Raw genomic sequence first — 23,029 nt, forward strand, 5'->3', positions numbered from 1 at the left:
CCTTGAGGCTCTGGCCTCGGAGGTGTGGCCGACGAAGGTTGATCTATCTGTCGAGCTGATAGACCGCGGTGGCGTTTCCTCGAAACAGAGCATCGCGTTCTGCGGCTGAATGATTCACAGTCAGCTTCTTGAAGCTGTTCCAGATCGCGGTCATGCTGCCGCCCGGTCGGTCCACGGGATAATTGCTTTCGAACATGCACCGTTCGACACCGAATATATCGATGGTCTCCCGAACGTAAGCCCCCCACCGGTCGACCAGCTCGTCTGAGGACATCGAGTGCCCAGGCGCGTTCATCGAGTTGGTCAAATCGGTCACCATGTCCATCCCGACGCCGCCGATCTTGGTAACGACATTGGGGTGGCGAGCGACGGCCCGCAGACCGTCCCTCCAGACGGCGATGCCCTCGTCCGGTTGTCCCAGTCGGGAACCGAAGCGCAGCGGAACGCCCATGTGATTGAGGACGATGGTGGTGTTCTCGCTGGCGTTCGCCAGATAGGCAAGATCGGGCAGTTGTTCATCGACAACAAAGACATCAAGACACAGACCCGCGTCGCCCACCCTGTTTGCGGCGTCGACCACACCCGAGTTGCGTAGCATGCCTCTGCGGTCCTCGACGGGCGGATGTCCGAAGAGCGGGAATTCGGCGAAGAAGGTCGACGTACGGATCCCCCTCAGGCGCCCTTGAGCTGCCTCCTTATGCGCCTCGAGAACCTCGGTAATGGCATTGCCCAGCCGCAGATCGGCGTTACTGATCATCCCCGCTCCGAAATGGACGCTCGCGTTGGTGTTGGCGAGAGCCGCAGCGGTGAACGCTTCGACCTCGCCCGTCGAGCGCAGTTCAAGCGGACCGTCTGTGCGGTAGTCCGTGCCGCATTCCACGACCACCGACTTCGTGATGTTGTGCCCGCTCGCCTCCACATCAGCTAGGTAGGTCGGCACCCAGTAGTCCGGGAGTCCTTGTTCGCCGTCGGCGCCGTCATCATCCGGACCCAGGGTGACGTCGGCGTCGAACTTCCGCCACACATGATGATGGCAGTCGACAATGGGAAGCTCCGGTTCAAGGGCAGCTTCGGTGCTGTGGTCGGACAAGTCCGCTTCCTCTCTGGGGACGACGGCACGCGAGCATCGGTCAGCCATATGGCTCGCGTGAGTCTGAGGGTGTGAATGCAGGGCGACAGCTGCCGGCCGATGCGCTGCCTGCGTCGTGTAATGTAACTCACATTAGATAAAGTGGTCAAGAGCGCGGCACCCAGAGAGCTGCGGCGGGGCGCAAGCAAATCGGGGGCTTCGCTGCACTTCATCCGCTACGCACACCCTCTGGATCACATCGTGACACGGGCGGTGGTTCGGGATCAGAAACAATCGAACATGAATTCAGGCGAGGAGAATAGCGCCGCAGATCCAAAAGTCCTTGCCGGGCTTAGCCGGCGACTGGGGGTTGGCGGGCGAACGTCAGCCCATCACGACGAGCGGGAACGACGTATCGCTCGGGGCAAACCCGGCGACATGGGTGTGAGATACACCGGGCTGCTCGTCGCCCTTGCGCTCAGCGGCCGCCGCGCCGGAGGAGTTCCGGGCGCGGCGACCGGCTGAACGCATCTACCGTGATCGGGCTGTCAAAGCTCCAGTGTCGGAATCGACTTCGGAACCTCGTCGATACCGGACTGCCTCAGAATGCTCGTGAGGTCATAGTAATCAGCGTTGTGAACTATGAGGCCGTCCTTGATGAGGCCGATGGAGACACCCCGGACTGCATAGGGAGTGCCAGTGGCCCGCAGGAAGGCCCAATCGCGGTCCAGGCGGTTTCGCTCGGTCCACTCGACGAAGTACTCACCAGTGGGCGTGAGGTGCAGCGAATGCACTTCGGACGAATGGTCATCGTTTGATGCAACTTCGAAATATCGGTTCCAGGCTCGGCGGAGGTAGGTCTTGTTGGTGGCCCGGAAACCCATTGCATGGTCGATGTAGACGACGTCGTCGGTCATGTACTCCAAAGACGCGTCGACGTCACCATGCTGGTAGGCGTGGAAATAGCCTCTGAGCTGGTCTTCGTTGCTGCTCACATCAAACCTTTCGTCGGATCGCCGATGCCTTGCTGGTTGCTCGTTCGTAGGTGCGAATGCTGCATGTGCGGCTCCTTCATGGTCATGTGGGCAACGTCGAGATCGCGGCCCGGCATGGTGTGACACAGGATCGTGCTACGTTGAATATATCTAACCAGGAATAAGAAATCCGGGAGTAGCGCGGTGGACAATGTGAATGAGCGAGCGGCGCGAGTCGGGCCGCTACGCGATGTGAAGGTCGTGGAGATCGGTGGCATCGGACCGGGGCCGTTTGCAACGATGACCCTGGCCGACATGGGCGCCGACGTCATCCGCATCGACCGACGCGACGGGCAGAGTGCGTTTCCCGGCGATCCCCGCGACGACCTGCTCAACCGAGGCAAGCGGTCCATCGAGCTGGATCTCAAGTCGCCGGACGATGTCGAGACTGCGCTTCGACTCATCGACGGGGCGGACGTGGTAGTCGAGGGGTTCCGGCCCGGCGTCGTTGAACGGCTGGGCCTCGGGCCCGAGACGTGCCTGGAGCGCAACCCGCGGCTCGTATACGGGCGCATGACAGGTTGGGGTCAGGACGGGCCGTGGGCCCAGCACGTCGGTCACGACATCAACTACATCGCTGTCACCGGTGCGCTCGACGCCATCGGTCGTGCTGGTGAAGCTCCCACGATTCCGCTGAACCTGGTGGGAGACTACGGCGGAGGAGGCATGTACCTCGTGACCGGTGTCCTCGCTGCCCTGCTGGAGGTTGCAGCAAGTGGAGTCGGACAGGTGGTTGACGCGGCGATAGCGGACGGGGCCGCACACCTGCTCACTGGTACTCACGCGATGATGGCCGCGGGGTCCTGGGTTCCAGAACGCGGTGAGAATGTCCTGGATGGCGCCGCGCCGCATTACAACGTCTACGCGACCGCGGATGGCAAGTACATGGCCGTGGGTGCGATCGAGCCGCAGTTCTATCGGGATCTGCTCGGTCGGCTAGAGCTGGATGTTGATCCGAAACTGCAGAACACCCGCGAGGAATGGCCGGCGCTCCGCGATCGCATCAGTGCGATCTTCGCGTCTCGAACACTCAAAGAGTGGGAGGACGTTTTCGACGGCTCGATGGCCTGCACGTCCTCGGTGCGGAGCCTGCTCGACGCCGAGCATCATCCGCAACTGGCCGCTCGCGGGACGCTGGTCAAACGGGACGGCCGCCTCCAGGCAGCCCCGGCCCCCAGATTTTCCCGGACGCCGACGGAGCTCAGTTCTCCGCCCCCGGCACCCGGACAGCATTCCGACGAAATCCTGGCTGAACTCCTAGACCAGGCTGAGTAGTCCTGGAGTCGGCCAACCGCCGGAACCGTCCGATCGCCCGTTGGTCGCTGTGCGTTGATGCGTCCCGGTGCCTCGTTGTACACCCTCGTTGATTCCCACGATCGTTCCTGCTGGTCGCCAGACACCTACATGAGGGGCCGTCCCGCCTCTCACATAGCCGAGGAGCTGGGGTTCGCCGCCACCGACTTCGAGTTGAGGCTTTCTCGTGGCCCCGGAGTGCTGCACCGGCCGAGCCACGTCATGTGAATTCTCGAGGCGATCCGGTCCCGCGTAGTCGGCGCGCCCCCAGCGGATGCGAAGAGCGCAGGAGCTTCGCGAGCACCCGTCCGCGCCGTGTCCTGCGCCGATGACGCTCTGACCGTGTCAACCTCGGCCTGTGGTCGCCCCGACCCGAACTCGCACGAGGGCGGCCGGAGCCAGTGGCTTCTAACCCACGTTAGGGTGACTGAGTTTGTCTCGCCCCGCGATGGCTCCAGAGACAACGTGATCAGGAGGGTCCGGCTCACGACTGTCACCCCTCGAGTCGGGCCTTCTTCGTCATCGACATCATTCGGGCCCATGGACCCCACACGGGTCAGTAGCCACGTCGAGCGCATCAGTCGCGAGATCCGGATAGCCCTCCACGGCAACAGATTCCTGCACCCGGACATCAGCCGGGGCCTTCTCGGCTGCTCTCGGATGACGAGACCGCCGGCCGCCGATGCCTCGTGTCTGACGTGCTCGGGCGTCGCCAGGTGTCGCGTCAAACGCGTCGGCGACGCGACCGGCGAGGTCTGGCCCGGGTGTTGACGCTCAATCGAATCCTTGTTAGATTTCGTCCGCGCCCGGAGGCGTGAGTTCGATCACATCTATTCGCGAGACGCTTGTCGAGCGACGAGGAGCACTGGTGGCTATTTTCAGTAGAGGTTCAAGAGTTCTCGCAGCAGTCCCGCTCGTGGCTCTTGCGTTGGGCGGCCTCACCGGGTGCGGCGGTGGTGATGGCGGGAGTGAGGGGTCCTCCTCCGGCGAAATTCTTCTCGGCACGATTCAGCCGCTCACGAGTGCGGTGTACAGCAACACGCGGCAGCGAGACGGCGTTGAGGCCGCGGTCGAGGCGATCAACGCCAAGGGTGGAGTCAACGGTCAGAAGCTGAAGCTCAAGACCTGCGATTCCGCCTTCGATGCCAACAAGGAACTCTCCTGCACCCGCGAACTGCTGGATGATGGCGTCGCTGCCATCGTCGCCCCCCTCTTGATGGTCGACCAGACGGGTCGGGCACACGCCTTGGCCGAGAAGGCCGGCGTGGCGATGATCGGTGGCCGCGGCATCGTCGCGGCCGACTTGCAGAGCAGCAACTCGTTTCCGTCGACCTCCGGTCAGGTTGGCTGGTCGTACGGAACGATCGCTGCGCTCGTGAATGCGGGATCGTCGAAGATCTCGATCCTTGTGGACGACAATCCTTCATCGCAGTATGCAGCCTCCGTGCTGCAGGAAGCGGTGGCTGCGGCCAGCCTGAAGACGGTGAACGTGGTGATTGTCGACCCGGCGGCCGACCCTACCTATGCGGCATCGGCCGCCAAGGCGACGGCTGGTGCTGATGGTCTCGCCATGGCCATCACGACCAACAACTATCCGAAGGCGCTGCAGGCTGTTCGGCGAACCGGCTACACCGGCTCGATCGCCCACCTGTCATCGACGCTGTCCCCGGAGAACCTCAAGGCATCCGGCAAGGATGTGGAAGGCGTGTTGCTGTCGTCGCACTTCGGCGCCGTGGATGACACCGAGGATCCCGAGACCGCGCGCTTCGTGGACGAATTGAAGAAGTCCAAGCCGGAGGCCGTTCCCGACGAGACCATTGTCGCTGGATGGGCCGCCGTCCAGCTGTTCGCCAAGGCAATGGCCGATGTCGAGGACATTGATGCGGAGAAGGTGCTCGACACGTTCACCAACCTCTCGACGCCTATCTACATGGGCGGAGTCATGCCCCCGTATGTGGTCCAGGGCAACACCTCGCCGCTCCCGGACTTCCCTCAGATGTTCAATCACGACATCAAGGCGTTGACCGTCAAAGACGGCACGATCACGTCCACAGGCGATTTCTTCGATCCGTTCGAGACGCTTTCCGGCCAGAAATAGATCGTGGTGTGGCGCTCGGCTCGCCGAGCGCTCTCCATGTGCTGCAACCGTCAGCCAGAACGACTTCTAGTAGGAGCAAGACCTGATGGAGATCCTTCGATTCACGATTTTCGGAATCGCCAGCGGAGGGCTGATCGCCCTTTTGTCGCAGGGCCTGGTCCTCGTGTACCGCGGGTCGGGGCTGCTGAACTTCGCGCAAGGGGCGATCGCACTCGCGGGTGGATTCGCCTACTATGAGGTGGCCGTAAGAGCCGAGCTTCCCAAGTACTTGGGTCTTGTTGTGGCCGTGGCTTTTTGCTCGCTTCTGAGTTTCTCGATCCACTACGGGATCATGCGGCCCATGCGGCACGCCTCAGCTCTCCAGCGTGTCATTGCCACATTGGGCGTGCTCATCGTCATTCAGAGCTTCGCTTATGTTCGCTACGGGTTCGACCCGCTCCGGGTGCCGTCGTTGTTTCCCACGCGCTCGGTGACCTTCTTCTCCGACGAGCTCGTGCTGAGTCTCGACCGGCTCATCATCATCGTCTTATGCCTCGTCGTGAGTGCTGCGTTGTACTTCGGTTATCGGAACTCGAGCTTCGGCCGGGTCACGACAGCAGTCGCGGAGAATCAATTGGCGGCGTCGAGCTTCGGTCACTCTCCCGACAAAGTGGCAGCGATCAATTGGGCTCTGAGCGGCGCGCTCGCGGGGCTGGTCGGCGTGTTGATCTCGCCTCTCATCTTCCTTGAACCGACTGCGCTGGTTCTTCTGATCATTCCTGCGATGTCCGCCGCCCTGATCGGACGCTTTGTCTCCTTCCCCGTCACGTTCGCTGCCGCGATCGCCCTCGGAATCGCGCAGTCCCTCATCCAGCGATACGTCGGCCAGCCGGGCTGGACGACGGCGGCGCCCTTCCTGGTCGTCGTCGCAGTCCTCGTGATCAGCGGTCGAGCACTACCGTTGCGGAGTTTTGTACTGGATCGTCCGCCGGCCGTAGGGTCGGGCCGGGTTCGTCCGCTGGTGGTCATCCCCTTGGTGGTGCTCGTGGGTTGGGTCGTCTTCACGATGAGTGCCGACTGGGCCACGGCGGCGATTCACACATTGGCGTTGGCGATCGTCTGCCTGTCCGTCGTCGTCATCACCGGCTTCACCGGGCAGCTCTCGTTGGCTCAGGCTTCGCTGGCAGGTGTGGGAGCGCTGATTGCGGCACGCCTGACGATTCATGGGGTCCCGTTCATCCTCGCCGTTCCGGGGGCGGCGATCGTCACGGCACTTGTCGGGCTCGTCATCAGCATTCCGGCACTGAGAATTCGGGGAATCACGCTGGCCGTCGTGACGCTTGGCCTCGGCGGCGTCATCACCGATCTACTGCTCCGCAACCAAGACCTTGCCGGGGGATTGGAAGGGCTATCGGTCCCGGTCCCCTCGCTCTTCGGGCTCGATATCGATCCCTTCTTCTATCCAGCGCGTTACGCGACAGTCGTTTTCGGAGTGCTTGTACTGGTGGCCCTGGCTGTGGTCAATCTCCGTCGCGGCCGCACCGGCCGACGGTTGCTGGCTGTGCGCTCGAACGAGCGCGCTGCCGCCTCGCTGGGGGTCAACGTCCCCGCAGTGAAGTCGTATGCCTTTGCGCTCAGCGCGGCCATCGCCTCGGTCGGTGGGACATTGCTCGCTTTCGGTCAGACGTCGGTCAACATGGTCGGGTTCACGTTGTTCCTCAGCATCAGCATCGTGGGCGTGGTCGTCGTGGGCGGTGTCGGCAACGTCCCCGGCGCCCTCCTGGGTTCACTGATGTTGTCCGGCGGGATCGTCGGAATGCTCTTCGAATCGTGGCCCAGCGTCAACACCTACCTGCCGTTGATCGGCGGCGTCATCCTGCTCGCCACCCTCATCGTGGCTCCTGACGGCCTGTTCGAGCTCAACCGCCAGTCGTTGACACACGTTCCGTGGAGGAAGCTTCTCCACCTGTCGCCCGCCAAGCCTCCGAAGAGGCAGGCGCCTCCAGATCCTGATCCGGTCCGTGTACCTGCACGAGCGCTCACCGTGGAAAATCTCTCCATTTCGTTCGGAGGTGTGCAGGCGGTGCGCAATGTGTCGCTGGACATCCGCCCGGGCGAGATCCACGGCCTCATCGGACCGAACGGTGCCGGCAAGACCACGCTGATCGACGGGATCACCGGCCTCGTCAGATCGACCTCGGACTCCGTACGGATCGGTGATGTCGAGGTGTCACGCATGTCGGCAAGGCGACGGAACCGCGAGGGAATCGCGCGGTCGTTCCAGAGCCTCGAGCTGTTCGTCGGTCTCACCATCAGGGAGAACTTGGCAGTCGCCTGCGAACGACCAAGCATATTGCGCTACCTAGGGGATCTGGTGCTGCCCGGCGACATTCGCCTCAGCCCCGCTGCGTGGGAAGCCGTGCGCCGCTTCCAGCTCATCGATCTCATCGACGAGCATCCCGAGAGCACGTCATTCGGACACCGCAAGGCGGTGGCGATTGCGCGATCGGTGGCAGGAACGCCGTCAGTTCTGTTGCTGGACGAACCAGCCGCCGGGCTGGGCGATGTCGAAGCGCAGGAGCTCGCCGAGCTCATCACCGTTCTCGCCAGGGAGTGGGGCATCGGAGTCCTGCTTGTCGAGCACAACGTCGACCTCGTCCTCCGGCTCTGCGATCGAGTGACCGTCCTTCAATCGGGCGCCGTGATCATGTCAGGGACTCCTGAAGAAGTTCGACGCGACCCCGCCGTCATCGATGCCTATCTGGGGGCACCGGCGTGACGCCCCCATCTGCTAGCGGCATCATCCCAACCCAAGGAGAACTTCGTATGACCGCACACGGCCTCGCACCGGAGACGAAGTCTTCCGCCGTCAGGACCGGGCCGTCTGGATCCCAGGAGGTCCTTCGGCTCGAGGGCCTGACGTCGGGCTACGGCGACCTCGCTGCCGTTCGAGACGTGTCGCTCGTGGTGAACGCCGGCGAAATGGTAGCGCTCTTCGGACCGAACGGCGCCGGCAAGTCCACGACGCTGCTGGCCAGTGTCGGCGAGCTCCCGCACATGGGCGGCAAGGTCTATTACAACGGGCAAACGACCTCGAAACCTCTACACAAGCTCGCCCGTGAGGGCATCGCGTTCGTACCCGAGCAACAGTCGGTGATCTCGGACCTCACGACCAAACAGAACCTCGAGCTCGGACGTGGAGGAGTCGCGCCGGCAGTCGAGGCGTTCCCGGAACTGGTGCCTCTGCTCAACCGCACGGGTGGTCTGCTGTCGGGTGGGGAGAAACAGATGGTCGCGCTCGCTCGTGCGTTCGCATCGAAGCCCTCGCTCATTCTCATCGACGAGCTCTCGCTCGGATTGGCTCCGCTCATCGTCGACAGGCTCCTCACTGCTTTACGCGACGCGACAACGTCGCGCGGCCTCGCGGTGCTCCTCGTCGAGCAGCAAGCGCGGCGCGCGCTCGAATACACCGACCGTTGGTACCTGTTGCGAAGCGGAACGGTGGTCAGCGAGGGGCAGTCGCGCGATGGGAGCGAGGCTCTCGAAGAGGCGTACCTGCACAGCGGCGACGCATCTACCTGACGTGCTCGTCCGGTGCGGGCGCCCACGCGTAAAGGGTTGGCGCACCAGGCCATTCCTGAAGTTCACACTCAACACGAAGGACGGTTATGCCCAGCAATATCGATGATGTGGTGGTCAGGGATCTTCTCCAGCGGAACGCTCGTGAAAGCCCTGACGAAGTATTCGTGATGTTCGAGGACGGGTCGGAGTGGACGCGCCAGGACGGCCTGGAGATCGCCTACGGCGCTGCTCAGGCATTCGCCGCCGCCGGAGTTCAGCAGGGGAGCAGAGTGGCCATCTTCCTGCCGAACGGCCCGGACTTTCTGAGGGCCTGGTGGGGCGCGGCGATGTTGGGAGCGACCGTCGTGCCTGTGAACCTGTCGTACCGCGGCTCAATCCTGGAACATCTGCTGGGCCTGAGTGCCCCGCAGCTGATCGTTGCGCGGGAGGAGTTCGATGACCAGATCGCAAGCTCGCCCCTCGGTGCCGGCACGGCGAAGCTCCGTCCTGAAGCACTCGAAGCAAGGGCGACCACGGCGCCTGAGTTGTCGCGTGAGATCGAACTGTGGGACCCTCACCTGCTTCTGCTCACCTCCGGTACGACCGGTCCGTCGAAACTGGCCGAGATCTCCTACCGGGCAAGTTTTGTCGGTGGTGCCTACTTCACCGAGACCTGGGGGGCCACCAGCGCGGATATCGTGCTGCTCGATCTCCCGCTGTTCCATGGAGCTGCGCTCTACCAGGCCACAGCTGGGCTCGCGACGCGGGTTCGATTCGCGATCAGATCGGCGCCCAACCTCAACGAGTACTGGGAGGTGGCTCGAGATGCCGGCGCCACGATGGGGTTCGTCGTGAGCTCGATGGTCCCCTACTTGTATTCACGCCCCCCGCGGCCAGCCGACACCCAGCACTCCTTGCGCGCGCTGATCACCTCACCCCTGCCCGCCGACGTCGCCGGGTTCCAGAAGCGGTTCAACATCCCGGAAATCGTCACCGCATGTGGATCAACCGAGGTGGGTGGATGGTTTCTCCGGACGCCCGGGCAGCCACTTGTTTCAGGTTACTGCGGGCGAGTCCGTGAGGGCTTCGAGGTGAGGCTCGTCGATGAGTGGGATCGTGAAGTGAGTCAAGGAGAGGTCGGTGAAGCCATTGTGCGCGCCGAGCATCCGTGGATGATGATGTCCGGGTACGTGAACAATCCGGCGGCCCAGGCATCGGCCAATCGCAATGGCTGGTTCCACACCGGTGACCTGTTCCGGTGTGACGAGGTCGGGAACTACTTCTTCATCGATCGCAGCAAAGACGCGCTCCGCCGACGCGGAGAGAACGTGAGCTCGTTCGAGGTAGAGACCGAGGTGCTTTCCTTCCCCGGTGTGGCGGAGGCCGCGTGCGTCGGTTTCCAGGAACCCGGCCTGGCTGACGATGAGGTCAAGGTCTGGTTGGTAGCCGAGGAGGGGCACACGGTCGACCTCGACGCTCTGTTTCTCCACTGTGTCGAGCGCATGGCGCACTTCATGGTGCCGACGTACCTCGAGTTGACCGACGCTCTCCCGAAGACCCCATCGCTGCGTGTCAAGAAGTATGAGCTCCGCAATCGTGGCAACAGCAGCCGCACGTGGAGCCGGGAGAAGGCCGGGTTCAAGCTCGGCCGCAGCGGTCTGGTCCGCGTCTGACGTCGATGGACGGCGTCCCCGTCCATCCGCCGCACAGAGGCTGATCATCAGCACCAGCCAATACGGCCACCGACCATCAGACAGGCACAGGCATATCGGAAGAAAGGTCGAGGCTGGGGCTTGCTTTCCCAGAAGCCGAGCACATATTCTATTTATGATTAATTTTTATATCGCGAGATCATCTGGCGGTGCCGCTATCGGTGAAAGGAGCTGAGGGTCGCGTGGAAGAAATTTCGTCGTTCTGCCGGACATGTGCGCACGGATGTGCCGTCAAGGTGCAAGTCGAGAGCGGAAAAGTGGTTGGCATCAAGGGGGACCCTGATGACCCTCTCTATGCCGGCTACTCATGCATCAAGGGGCGCGAGCACTGGACTGCGTACGATCACCCCGATCGGCTACTCCACTCGCTCAAGAAGCTCGAGGATGGAAGCTTCGCGCGAATCTCGACCGAAACCGCTTTGGATGAAGTCGCGGAGCGGCTGCGGGACATATTGGATCGGCACGAGCCAGAAGCTGTTGCGATGTTCTGGGGACAGGTGTTCGGTGTCGAGAGTGCCGTGAACCTGTCGATGTATGAGGCTTTCATGAAGGCCATCGAGTCACCCATGGCCTTCTCCTCCATCACGATCGATTCCCCAGGCAAGGCTGTAGCCAAGGGATTTCACGGCATGTGGGGCGCACCCGGGTTCGGACGCCACGAGCCGGACCTGGCCGTTCTGGTTGGCACCAACCCGCTTGTGAGTCACTACGGTGCGATCGGACATCCTCGGCACACCCTGAAGCACCTCTCCGCCCGCGGAGGGAAGCTGATCGTGCTCGACCCTCGGCGCACAGACACGGCGAAGCGGGCAACCATTCATCTCCAGCTGAAATCGGGGACGGATGCGCTCGTGCTCGGCGCTCTTTGTCACATCATTCTCGACGAAGGTCTGGAGGATTCGGACTTCCTCGCTGCGAACGTTGCAGGTGTCGATGTGCTGCGTGAGGCGGTGTCAGAGCTCACCCCAGAGAGAGTTGCCGGACTTGCCGGTGTCGAGGCGGAAGACCTCATCGCAGCCGCGCGGTTGGTCAGTAGTTCACGTCGCGCCTACGCGGCGGTAGGCACGGGGCCGAACATGGGTGGCCGTGGGACGTTGGTCGAGTACCTGGCTCTCTGTCTGACGACGATCTGCGGGCACTGGATGCGAGCCGGAGAGCAAATCAACAACTCGTTCACGCTGACACCGAAAAGGGTGCAGAGGACGCGAGCGCAAGCCATACCGCCATTCCGTCCCTACGATGTCGGTCATAGGATGCGTGTCCGCGGTCTGACTGAATCGCTGGCCGGCATGCCGACCGGAGCTCTGGCGGACGAGATTTTGTTGCCCGGAAAGGGCCAGATCCGCGGGCTGATCAGCCTCGGCGGCAACCCGGCGAGCAGCGTTCCTGATCAGATGAAGATGGTTGAGGCGCTTCGTTCACTCGAGCTTCTGGTCCACACCGACATCCAGATGACGCCGACGGCCCAGCTGGCCGATTACGTGATCGCGGCCAAACTCCCATACGAGATCTCGTCATCGAGCATCTTGGGCGACGCGCACGCCATGTTTGCCAACGGTTTCGGATACCAGAAGTCGTACGCGTCCTACGCGCCGGCCGTGGTAGAGCCTCCCGAAGGCTCTGATGTCCTGGCTGGTTGGCAAGTGCTCTATGGTCTTGCGCGTCGGCTCGGCGTGGGGTTGATGATCGCTCCCGGTCTGGGCGAACTGGTCTCCGGCGGCGAGAATGTTCCTCTCGACATGGAAAGAGAGCCCACAGAAGAAGAGCTCCTGGACATCGTCAACGGCGGAGGGCGTATCCCCTTCGACGTGGTCAAGAGCGTGGAGGGCGGGCGCCTGTACCCCGACACCGAAGTCTTCGTGAAGGAGAAGGCAGACGGTTGGGAGGGCCGGCTCAACGTGGGTGCGCCGGAGATGATGGCTGATCTGGCCGCAAATCTGACGGCGGTCTGCGCAATCGGCTCCGACTACCCGGACCCATATCCGTACCGACTCCTCAGTCGGCGGGTGATGCACGTGGTCAACACGCCGAGTTTTGTTATCCCGTCAGGAAGAAAGCCGTATAACCCGGCCTCGATGAATCCTGCTGACCTCGAAGACCTTGGTCTCGAATCGGGCGATCTCGCAATTCTGGAGTCGCCGAGATCGTCGATAGTGGCAGTGGTGGAAGCCGACGCGAGTCTGCGGCGAGGAATGATCTCGATGAGTCACGCCTTCGGCGGTTTGCCAGGTCTGGACGATGAGAACGTACGCGAGCATGGGTCCAACCCTGGGCGACTCATTGCAGATGACAAGGACTTCGACCGCTACACCGGGCAACCGCGCATGAGCGACATCCCCGTACGAGTGGTGCGAATGATCCCTCTTGAGCCCGCGGCTGACGGTTTGGCCTCCTCTTAGGAAAAATCAAGATGTGCGACAAGCTTTCGACCAACTACACCGTCGGAATGGACCGAGAGGCAAGAAACGATGACAGCATTGGACGACCCTGACTCGATCGTAGTTCGAACCATGCTCGAAAAGGGCGCGCAAACGAAGCCGGACGAGGAGTTCGTCTTCTTCGCCGATGAAGCTGCGTGGACGCGTCGCTATGCCGTGGAAGCTGCGTACGGGGCAGCGAATGTTTTGAGGCAGATCGGGGTACGGCAGGGCGACCGCGTGTCCATCTTCCTTCCCAATGGGTCGGATTTTCTTCGCGCATGGTGGGGCGCGGTTACCTTGGGTGCGGTGGTGGTGCCGATCAACACAGGCTTCAAGGGCAAACTTCTCGCCAACCAGATCGACCTCACCAGTCCTTCGGTCTTGATCACCGACGACAGTCTCGGCGCTCGGATCGACGATGCTGGGGTCACCGTCGACTACACGCAAGTGCACGTCCGGGTGCTCGGTACGGGCGCTGACGTGCACACGCCACCGCCGCTTGATCGCCCGATTTCTCACGCGGACACAGAGTTTCTCATTCTGACGTCCGGCACAACCGGTCCGTCGAAGCTGGTGCCCCAGAGTTACATGCATTGTTTTCTGGGGGGCGAGCCGTTCGTCGCCAAGCGAAACCGTGGATACGCCGACTGCTTCCTGGTCGATACGCCGATGTACCACAGCACGGCGATGTACATGTCCAGCGGTGCGCTCCACAGCGGGGCACGGATCGCTGTTCGGGAGTATCCCGCGATGTCGACCTACTGGGAAGTGGCGCGCGACACCGGAGCGACTCTGAGTGTGCTGATGAGCACGATGGTGAGTTTTCTCGAGGCACAGGATCCGCGACCGGCGGAAAAGGAACACAATCTTCAGTCGGTCTGTGCCGGCCCGGTGCCGAAAGACGCGAAGAGATTCATGGATAGGTTCAACATTCCTGAGATCGTGACCGGGTTCGGGATGAGCGAGTTCCCCGCCGCGACGGTGAGCGATCCGCGCGACGATCTGACGCCGGGCTACCTGGGACGCGTGCGAGAGGGATTCGAGATCAGGGTCGTGGACGAGCATGATAACGACGTGCCCGTGGGCCAAGCCGGCGAGATGGTTGTTCGCACAGACAGGTCTGGGGCGATGATGTTGGCCTATGAGAAGAACCCGGAGGCAACCGAGCGTGCCTGGCGCAATGGCTGGTTCCATTCGGGTGACATGGTTCGGGTGGATGAGGACGGACGATACTTCTACGTCGATCGCATCAAGGACGCCCTGCGGCGTCGCGGCGAGAACATCTCGTCTGCAGAGGTCGAAGAGCAGGTGAGGTCACATCCCGCCGTGAGCGAGGCAGTGTGCGTCCCGCACCGCGCCGACGGGCAGATCGAGGATGAGGTGAAGGTGTGGGTCGTCCTCCACCAGGGCGAGTCGTTCGATCCTGAGTCTCTGTTCCATCACTGCGTGGAGAGATTGCCGTACTTCATGGTTCCGCGATTCTTCGAGCAAATCGGTGAGCTACCGAGGACGGGCACTGGCAAGATCAGAAAAATGGAGTTGCGTCTGCCTGGCAACGGTGCAGCCACCTGGGATTCAGAGGAAGTGGGCTACCGGCTCACCCGGAAGGGCCTCGTAACCAGGGATTCGATCTCCTGAAGAGCTGAGTCAGCAGCAGCCAGACCTTGCCAGGTTTAGAATCTAGATTATATTTGAATGGCGGGGCTGCGCTTTGCCGACCAGATGGCCGATAGGGATGAGCCCGCTGAGAGGGAGGGGAAAATCATTGGAATTTCCCGCTGCTCCCATGCCGTGGCCGCGCTTGGGGGACCGAGAATGCGTTCGATGGGGCCCGGCAGATGACTGAACCACAGCGAGACGTGAATCCGACGCCTGTCGGCGAGTCGATATCCATCGATACTGCCCTTGCGTGTATCAAGGAGTACCCGCGGGCCGAAGGGTGTGAGATCCTGCGGCTTGCAGACTGTCTCGGTCGGGTGCTGGCCGATGATCTCGTAGCGTCCCAGCCGGTGCCGGCTCATCCGAGCTCAGCGATGGATGGCTTCGCTTTCCGTCATCGCGATGCAGTGGCGCAGCCTCGCCTGCCGCTCCAAGGGCACGTCGCCGCCGGACATCCTCTCGATGAACCGCTGCGCGACGGGCATGCAGTTCGAATCCTGACCGGTGGTGTCATTCCGGTCGGCGCCGACACTGTTGCAAAGCAAGAGGACTGCCAGATCGACGGCGATGGAGTCGTTCTCCCCGCACATCTCGCAGTCGGCGCCAACTGTCGGCAGATCGGCGATGACATCCGCCGGGGCGTTACGGTCGTGGGCGCCGGCACCCGTCTTCGGCCACAGGATATCGGCGTCGCGGCATCGATGGGACTAACCGCGTTGACAGTTCACCGCCGGCTGCGAGTCGGGGTGGTGGCGACTGGTGACGAGCTGAGGTCGGAGGGAGAGACCCTCCCCACCGGGTGTGTACGAAATTCCAACTCGCCCATGCTCACGGCTCTGTCCAGCTCTCTCGGAGCCGAGGTGACCGACTACGGCGTCGTCGTCGACAATCGCAGCGAGATTCGCTCCGTCCTCCTGCGAGCTGCCGGCGAGAACGACGTAGTTCTGTCGACCGGAGGTGTTTCCGTCGGCGACGAGGACCATGTCCGGCACGTGGTGAAGGAACTCGGTGAGCTGACATTCTGGAAGCTGCCGATCAAGCCCGGTCGTCCACTGGCCGTGGGACGGGTGGGTCACACACCGTTCGTGGGTTTGCCAGGGAACCCGGTGTCGGCGCTTGTTGCCTTCTGGTTGATCGGGCGTCCCATGCTCTTGCACCTCGGAGGAGCCACCCGGCTGGACACAGTCAGGTACTCGGTGATCGCAGATTTCGAGCACCGTCACTCGCGGGGCCGTCGCGAATTCCTCTGCGGCCATCTCCACGCCGACGGATCAGCCGAACTGCAATCGACGGTTCCCCGACCAGTCGGGTCCGGAATGCTCTCTGCCGTCGCATCTTCCGATGGCTTGATCGAGATCCTCGAGGATGACGGAGACGTCAGCAGGGGCGATCGAGTTCGGTTTCTTCCCTACACCAGCCTGTTGAACTGAGAGGTCACACCCATGCCCGACGCACCGAGCTCACACGTCGACCCGATGGGTGTGGCCACGCCGCGACCGGCTCATCTGAGGAACGGCGCGTCATGAGGGCGGTCGCAGTGGTGGGCGCCGGGCCGGCGGGGCTGTTCGCCTCTGATGCGCTCACCAAACGGGGTGTGCGGGTAGATGTCTTCGAACGGCTTCCATGTCCATATGGCTTGCTGCGCTACGGAGTCGCACCAGATCATCTCAAGATCAAGTCCGCAGTAGCGACGTTCCGCAAGATTCTGGCGCGCGAAGAGGCCCGCTTCTTCGGCAACGTCGAAATCGGTCGGGACATCACGCTCGAGGAGCTTCATCGTCATTACGACGCGGTGGTCGTCGCTGTGGGCACGGCGCAACATCGCTGGATGGGCATTCCTGGTGAGAAGTTGGCGGGAAGCTTTGCGGCGGGCCGTTTTGTGAGCTGGTACAACGGTCACCCGGATCTTGAGCCGGACGCTTTCGAGCTGTCCGCGCGTTCGGCAGTGGTGATCGGGATGGGCAATGTCGCGCTGGACGTTTCGAGGGTCCTCGCGAAGAACCCGGCGGAACTCCGCCACACCGACATGCCGCAGCACGTGCTCGATGTGCTGGCGAGGAGCCAGATTTCCGACATCCACTTGATTGGCCGCCGCGGCCCTGCGCAAGCCAAGTTCTCCTCGGTCGAGCTCAAGGAGCTAGGGGAGCTGGCCGACGCAGACGTGATCCTGGATCCCAGCGAACTGGATGTCGACGAGCCCACGCGCGCCTTGATTTCCGCTCAGCCCGGCCTGCAACGAAATTTCGACATCTTGCAGGAGTGGGCCGAGAGGAAACCCCAGGGGCGTCCTCGGCGCATCCATATGCACTTTCGGCTCAATCCTGGCGAAATCCTCGGCACCCACCGCGTCGAAGGGATTCGTCTGGAACGCATGGTGGTCGGCCCTGACGGGCGCGCCGCGGCCGCCGGGGATATGGTCCACATTCCCGCTCAGATCGTCTTCCGATCTGTCGGATACCTCGGAACACCTCTAGCAGGTCTGCCCTTCGACCCGTCGCGGGGGACCATCCCCAACACGGGCGGTCGCGTCGAATCAGATTCTGCGGGTAGAACTTACGTTGCAGGGTGGATCAAGCGAGGGCCGACGGGAATCATCGGTACCAACAAGTCCGATGCCAACGAAACCATCCAGACGTTGCTCGGAGATGCGGCCGACCGCACGTTCGACACCACATCGAGCGAACGCGACATCGTTGACCTTCTTCGAAAGAACTCTCGACGATACGTCACCGCTGACGACTGGCTCGCTGTGGATTCTGCTGAGGTCGCACTAGGTCAGTCCATGGGGCGCGCCCGCACCAAGCTGCACAGAGCCGAGGACATGCTTCGCGTGATCGGTGGCGAACACCGCGCACGACACGCCTGAATTGCCCAACCCTGAATGAGAGTGAGACCGAGATGACCTACGTCGTGACGAATGCCTGCGTGGATGTGAAAGACAAGTCGTGCATCGAGGAGTGCCCGGTTGATTGCATCTATGAGGGAGACCGGATGATGTACATACATCCGGACGAGTGCATCGATTGCGGGGCATGCGCGCCCGTGTGCCCGCAGGATGCCATCTTCTTCGATGCTGAGCTCGCTCCTGAGAGCGTGCAGTACATCGGCGTGAATGCGCAGTTCTTCGACACTTTGGGATCGCCTCAAGGTGCCGAGGATGTTGGACCGATCGCGTTCGATCACCCCACCGTGGCAGCTCTTCCCGCGCGGACGGCCGACTAGTCGCAGAGTTTCGTCCCGGGCCTATGGGTATGTAGGAGAGCCGAAGTGCGCGCTGCAGGCGCCCGCTGAGGGTGCGCAGCGGAGCACGACGACGCTCTCGTCGGACGTTGCCGACGCCTCTGCCCACATGGCGCGACCGACCCCATTTGCGCCGCCATCGAGTGTTCCTTCGAAGCACCGCGAACCGGGTCTGACAGCCCACCAGCAGTCCAAGCATCGGGTCGTCTTTCAGCCGCATGGCACCGCCCGGCGTCTGATCAGACGCCGGGCGGTGCGAACGAACTGTGAGTGGCCTCAGCCAGAGCCGGGCCGCGGAACTCTCAGAGCGCCTCGATGATTGTCGCGTTCGCCATGCCGCCGCCCTCGCACATCGTTTGCAGGCCGTACCGCAGGCCATTGTCGTGCAGGTGGTGCACCAGGGTAGTCATGAGCCGGCCACCTGAGGCGCCAAGTGGGTGTCCGAGCGCGATGGCGCCACCGAGAGGGTTGAGCTTGGCAGGATCGGCCCCTGTCTCTGCGAGCCAGGCCATCGACACACTGGCGAACGCTTCGTTGACCTCGAAGGCATCGATGTCATGGATGCTGAGTCCGGATTTCCGGAGAACCTTCTGCGTCACCGGGATCGGGCCCGTGAGCATGGTGACCGGGTCGACGCCGGCGAGGGCGAAGGAGTGCAGCCTTGCCAGCGGTGTCCACCCGTTCTGTGCCGCCACCTCGGATGTCGTGATGAGCAGTGCAGACGCGCCATCGGAGATCTGGGATGAGTTCGCCGCCGTGATCACGCCGTCGTCACTGAAGGCGGGCTTCAAGCCGCCGAGCTTGTCCAACGAGCCGCCCCGTCGGATACCTTCGTCGGTCGTGATGCGGTTGCCGTCGGTCTCGATCGGGTGAATCTGGCCCTCGAATGCCCCTCCGTCGACAGCCGCAGCAGCCTTCGAGTGAGAGTCGAGCGCGTGTTGATCGAGGGCTTCTCGGCTCAGGTTCCACTTCCTGGCGATGCTTTCCGCGCTGACGCCCTGATTGAAGCGGACGTTGTCGTAGCGCGCGCGGGTGAGCTCGCCGTAAGGCTTGCCCGGGCCGTTGCTCGACGGTGACCCCATCGGGACCCGTGACATCGACTCGACTCCGCCCGCAATGGCGATGTCGTACTGGCCCGAGACCACACCCGCAGCGGCGAAGTGGACTGCCTGCTGCGACGATCCGCACTGACGGTCCACGGTCGTGGCGGGAACCTCCTCGGGCCAACCAGCGCCCAGGACGGCGAAGCGACCGATGTTTCCGGCCTGCTCGCCGGTCTGCGATACGCAGCCCCAGATGACGTCATCGACCAGTGCCGGGTCGAGGTTGTTGCGTTCGCCGAGGCCGCGGAGAAGTTGTGCGGAGAGGTCGGCGGGATGAATCCCGGACAGACCTCCGTTTCGCTTGCCGACAGGTGTTCTCAGCGCGTCAACGATGACGGCGTCTCTCATGGTGGGTCCTTCGTTAGAGGGTTGGGGGTGGGTTTTGGGGATGAACGGTCATATGCCGGTCCACCCGGGTCTGCGTTTCTCTGCGAACGCGGTCACTGCTTCTCGTGCGTCACCAGTGGCTGACAAAGGACGGCTGATTTGGTGCTGCGGCTTGCCCGTCATCCACCAGCAGGCTCACCAGGTGCACCGCGTGTGCTTCCTCCGCAGGCAACTTGCGTTCTGTGAGTGCACGTTCCGTGTCTCGGGCCTGTCCATCGTGACGACCATGAACCTGTCGCGGACGTCAACGTCAACGCAACCGTTTACCTGCGAGGTCATCGCGGTGCCATGCGGATCGCTCCGTCGAGCCTGATCGTCTCGCCGTTGAGCATCGCATTTTCCACGATGTGCTGGGTCAGCGCCGCGTACTCAGCCGGGTCACCGAGCCGCGAGGGGTTGGGAACACTCTTGCCGAGGGAGTCCCGAACTGCGTCGGGAAGTCCGGCCAGCATCGGGGTGTCGAACAACCCGGGGGCGATGGTACAGACTCGGATCAACTTCGAAGCGAGGTCTCGGGCTGCTACGAGGGTCATCCCGTGGACCCCGGCCTTGGACGCGGAGTAGGGGAGCTGACCGATTTGACCCTCGAAGGCTGCAACCGAGGAGGTGAGCACGATGACGCCGCGCTCTCCATCAATCGGCTCCTGCTGACCCATGTGGACCGCAGCCAGTCGGAGGACGTTGAAGCTGCCGACGAGGTTGGTCTCGAGGACGGCTCGGAAGTGGTCTATCGACCCCGGCGAGCCGTCCTTCTCGATGATCCGGAGGGGCCCGCCCCTGCCGGCGCAGTGGACGACCGCACGTAACGGCGTTCGTTCGCCGGCAGCCTCGACGGCGGATCGGACCTGTTCGGTGTTTGTGATGTCGGCAGGTACGAAGCGCGCTGACGGCCCGATCGCGTCAGCGACAGCTGCACCATCGGACTTCGGCAGATCCGCGATCGTGACCAGTGCTCCTTGCGCCGCGAGTCGTTCAGCGGTCGCGCGTCCGAGACCTGAGCTGCCACCAGTGACCAAGACGCCGAGCTGCGGAATGTGCATGTGTCTCCTAATGAGTTGTTGAGGGTGGGCGAGGCGCCGGCGCTGGGCGACCGCCGTCACATCATTCGGCCGCCGGCGACTTCGATGACCCCGCCGGTCATGTAGCTCGAGAGGTCGGAGGCGAGGAAGAGCACCGCCCCGGCCACTTCGGTCGGGGTCCCCGCGCGTTCCAAGGGGATGCTCGCCTCCATGCGTTCGAAGACCTCCGGCGGCATCGCGCGAGTCATGTCCGTGAGGATCAGGCCAGGCTGTACAGCATTCACGCGAACGTTGCTGCGGGCGAGCTCCTTCGCCGCGGCCTTCGTGAGTCCGACAATGCCGGCCTTCGCTGCCGAGTAGTTCGTCTGGCCGAGGTTTCCGACCTTGCCCGATATCGAGGAGATGTTGACGATCGATCCAGCCTTACGTTCGCGCATCACCGCCGAGGCGGCTCGCACACCAAGCCAGGTGCCGGTGAGGTGGACGTCGACCACCAGGCGGAAGTCCTCGAGCGTCATCTTGCGCAGAGACGCGTCGCGGGTGATGCCGGCGTTGTTGACCCAGATGTCCAATGTGTCGAACTCACGCTGCGCCTTGTCTACGACAGCGTCTACCGCAGACTCATCAGTCACATCGCACTCGATGGGGACGGCCTGGATGCCGTCGGCTCGAAGCAGGGTTGCTGTCTCCTCGGCCTTCTGGCCGTTCATGTCTGCGAGGACGACCCGAGCGCCGTGCGAACCCAGAAGCCGGGCGATTTCAAGGCCGATGCCCTGAGCCGAACCGGTGATGACCGCGGTGCGATCACTGAGGGAGGTGGTCAATTCAGGCATCGAGGCTCTCAGCTTTCAGTAGTGGATGTCGGTTGGTCGATGGTGATCCGGCGCACTCACAGCAGCCGGCGGCCGAGCAACACTGCGAGGATCTCGACGTGCGGGCACGTCACCAGGGGCCGTCCGGCGCAGCGGATCGAACCCCAATCTATTCTAATCTCAATAAAAATAATAGGCGGTGGTCAATGGTTCTGCTCACTGCCCAGTCGTCCGTTGTGACTCGTCGGGATGCAGTGACGCGGCCCTTGGTTGCCTGTCGAATTCAGGCTCGACGCCCTGCTGCCAGCTGCTTGGCGATCACCACGCGCTGGACTTCGCTCGTTCCCTCGTAGATTCGGTACAGGCGGGCATCGCGGTAGAACCGCTCTGCCGGCACGCTGTGCATGTAGCCCATGCCCCCGTGCACCTGTACGGCACGGTCGGCCACCCGACCGACCATTTCGCTGCAGAACAGCTTCGCGCAGGACGGAGCCAAGCGGCGGTCGGTGCCGTCGTCGTATCGTGCGGCCGCCTCGATGACCATGGACCGGCCCGCGAAGAGCTCGGTCTGGCTTTCGGCCAGCATCGCCTGCACCTGCTGGAACTCGGCAATAATCGTGCCGCCCTGACGAGTGACAGATGCGTGGTTGAGGGTCTCGTCGAGCAGGCGTTCGGCCATCCCGACGCACAGGGCGGCGACGTGGAGGCGCCCCTTGGCCAAGGACGTCATGGCGGCTTTCAGGCCTTGGCCCTCCTGCTCTCCCACCAGGCGGTCGGCCGGCACGACCACGTCGTCGAAGAACACCTCCGACGTCGTCGAGCCGCGTTGCCCCATTTTCTTGTCCTTCGGCCCGACCGTCACGCCGGGCGTGGCTGTGTCGACGACGAATACCGAGATTCCGCCGTTCGAGTCGTCGTGCGGTGCAACTCGGGCGAACACCATGAGCAGGTCCGAGCGGTCCGCGTTGGTGATGTAACGCTTTTGGCCATTGATGACATAGCCCTCATCGACTCGTCGAGCCGACGTCTTCAGGCCGCTGGGGTCCGACCCAGCCTCCGCCTCGGTGAGCGCGAAAGACGCCACACTCTCGCCACTTGCGAGACCCGGGAGAAACTCGGCGCGCTGTGCTTCCGTGCCGAAATTGACCAGGATCTGTCCAGCGATGCCGTTGTTGGTGCCGAACATCGAGCGGAAGGCGGGCGCGGTGTAGCCGAACTCGAATGCGAGTCGGACGTCCTCGGACGCTGTGACGCCGAGCCCTCCGTACTGCTCTGGGAGCGCATAACCGAACAAACCCATCTCAGCGGCCTGCGACTTGAGACGAGGGGGGATGTCGTCGATGTCCTCGATCTCGTCTTCGGCCGGCACCACCTCATGGCGAACGAAGGTCCTCACAGCGTCGAGGATGTCGATGAAGTCCTGGTGATCCATGAAAGAGTCCTGCCCGGCCGATCGACCTGGCGTGTACCCGGCACTTCCGGGCGTCAGCACCGCGTGCAGGATCAGCCTAGTCTCGGTGGTTCGTGAATAATCAAATTGCGGTTCGAAAGTATCACGTCTGCGTGTACCGTTCGCCCGGCTGCTTCTCCCATGCCGCGCCGGATGAGGCTCCGGCCCGTCTCGAGAACCTCCCAATACGGTC

General features: G+C 62.9%; 16 protein-coding genes. 10 read left to right on the top strand and 6 right to left on the bottom strand.

All coding sequences use genetic code 11. The annotated features are described in order from the left end of the window. Positions 1 to 43 precede the first annotated feature (43 nt). Together ACFW3F_RS05540 and ACFW3F_RS05545 are read right to left on the bottom strand one after the other, a co-directional pair. Entirely contained in the window at positions 44 to 1,090 is a 1,047-nt protein-coding gene (locus ACFW3F_RS05540) for an amidohydrolase family protein (RefSeq protein ID WP_388055121.1), read from the bottom strand. Positions 1,091 to 1,617: 527 nt separating this feature from the next. After that, on the bottom strand, positions 1,618 to 2,064 hold the full coding sequence (locus ACFW3F_RS05545; protein WP_388055123.1) for a nuclear transport factor 2 family protein: 447 nt from the start codon (positions 2,062 to 2,064) through the stop codon (positions 1,618 to 1,620). 231 nt (positions 2,065 to 2,295) lie between these two features. Between ACFW3F_RS05545 and ACFW3F_RS05550 the strand changes: the two genes are divergently transcribed. From ACFW3F_RS05550 to fdxA, 10 genes are all read left to right on the top strand, one after another. Then, positions 2,296 to 3,378 (top strand): CaiB/BaiF CoA transferase family protein, encoded by a 1,083-nt coding sequence (locus ACFW3F_RS05550; protein ID WP_388055326.1) that lies wholly within the window; start codon positions 2,296 to 2,298, stop codon positions 3,376 to 3,378. 934 nt (positions 3,379 to 4,312) lie between these two features. After that, positions 4,313 to 5,494 carry an ABC transporter substrate-binding protein gene (locus ACFW3F_RS05555; RefSeq protein ID WP_388055125.1) on the top strand — a complete coding sequence of 394 codons (1,182 nt, stop codon included), beginning with the start codon at positions 4,313 to 4,315 and terminating at the stop codon, positions 5,492 to 5,494. Positions 5,495 to 5,579: 85 nt separating this feature from the next. Beyond that, positions 5,580 to 8,252: an ATP-binding cassette domain-containing protein gene (locus ACFW3F_RS05560; protein WP_388055127.1), complete on the top strand. Its 2,673-nt coding sequence runs from the start codon at positions 5,580 to 5,582 to the stop codon at positions 8,250 to 8,252. A gap of 47 nt (positions 8,253 to 8,299) precedes the next feature. Beyond that, positions 8,300 to 9,055: an ABC transporter ATP-binding protein gene (locus ACFW3F_RS05565; RefSeq protein ID WP_388055129.1), complete on the top strand. Its 756-nt coding sequence runs from the start codon at positions 8,300 to 8,302 to the stop codon at positions 9,053 to 9,055. An 86-nt stretch (positions 9,056 to 9,141) separates the two neighbouring features. Then, positions 9,142 to 10,707 (top strand): AMP-binding protein, encoded by a 1,566-nt coding sequence (locus ACFW3F_RS05570; RefSeq protein ID WP_388055131.1) that lies wholly within the window; start codon positions 9,142 to 9,144, stop codon positions 10,705 to 10,707. A gap of 221 nt (positions 10,708 to 10,928) precedes the next feature. Next, positions 10,929 to 13,145: a molybdopterin-dependent oxidoreductase gene (locus ACFW3F_RS05575; protein WP_388055133.1), complete on the top strand. Its 2,217-nt coding sequence runs from the start codon at positions 10,929 to 10,931 to the stop codon at positions 13,143 to 13,145. 69 nt (positions 13,146 to 13,214) lie between these two features. After that, complete coding sequence (locus ACFW3F_RS05580; RefSeq protein WP_388055135.1) at positions 13,215 to 14,804, top strand: AMP-binding protein; 1,590 nt, start codon at positions 13,215 to 13,217, stop codon at positions 14,802 to 14,804. Between the two features lie 200 nt (positions 14,805 to 15,004). After that, positions 15,005 to 16,255, top strand: a complete 1,251-nt coding sequence (glp, locus tag ACFW3F_RS05585; RefSeq protein ID WP_388055137.1) for a gephyrin-like molybdotransferase Glp — start codon at positions 15,005 to 15,007, stop codon at positions 16,253 to 16,255. A gap of 92 nt (positions 16,256 to 16,347) precedes the next feature. Then, positions 16,348 to 17,691, top strand: coding sequence for an FAD-dependent oxidoreductase (locus tag ACFW3F_RS05590; RefSeq protein ID WP_388055139.1), 1,344 nt, complete (start codon positions 16,348 to 16,350; stop codon positions 17,689 to 17,691). A gap of 32 nt (positions 17,692 to 17,723) precedes the next feature. After that, positions 17,724 to 18,047, top strand: coding sequence for a ferredoxin (gene fdxA / locus ACFW3F_RS05595; RefSeq protein ID WP_388055141.1), 324 nt, complete (start codon positions 17,724 to 17,726; stop codon positions 18,045 to 18,047). Positions 18,048 to 18,367: 320 nt separating this feature from the next. Here fdxA and ACFW3F_RS05600 read toward each other — a convergent pair whose 3' ends face one another. The 4 genes from ACFW3F_RS05600 to ACFW3F_RS05615 all read right to left on the bottom strand — a co-directional run bounded on the left by ACFW3F_RS05600 (position 18,368) and on the right by ACFW3F_RS05615 (position 22,818). Further along, positions 18,368 to 19,516: a thiolase family protein gene (locus tag ACFW3F_RS05600; RefSeq protein WP_388055143.1), complete on the bottom strand. Its 1,149-nt coding sequence runs from the start codon at positions 19,514 to 19,516 to the stop codon at positions 18,368 to 18,370. 314 nt (positions 19,517 to 19,830) lie between these two features. Next, positions 19,831 to 20,595, bottom strand: a complete 765-nt coding sequence (locus tag ACFW3F_RS05605) for an SDR family NAD(P)-dependent oxidoreductase (protein WP_388055145.1) — start codon at positions 20,593 to 20,595, stop codon at positions 19,831 to 19,833. Positions 20,596 to 20,651: 56 nt separating this feature from the next. Next, positions 20,652 to 21,407, bottom strand: coding sequence for a 3-oxoacyl-ACP reductase FabG (fabG, locus tag ACFW3F_RS05610; protein ID WP_388055147.1), 756 nt, complete (start codon positions 21,405 to 21,407; stop codon positions 20,652 to 20,654). Positions 21,408 to 21,669: 262 nt separating this feature from the next. Beyond that, entirely contained in the window at positions 21,670 to 22,818 is a 1,149-nt protein-coding gene (locus tag ACFW3F_RS05615; RefSeq protein ID WP_388055149.1) for an acyl-CoA dehydrogenase family protein, read from the bottom strand. Positions 22,819 to 23,029: the final 211 nt, after the last annotated feature.

This window comes from Gordonia sp. NPDC058843, from assembly GCF_042743165.1.
Taxonomy (GTDB): domain Bacteria; phylum Actinomycetota; class Actinomycetes; order Mycobacteriales; family Mycobacteriaceae; genus Gordonia.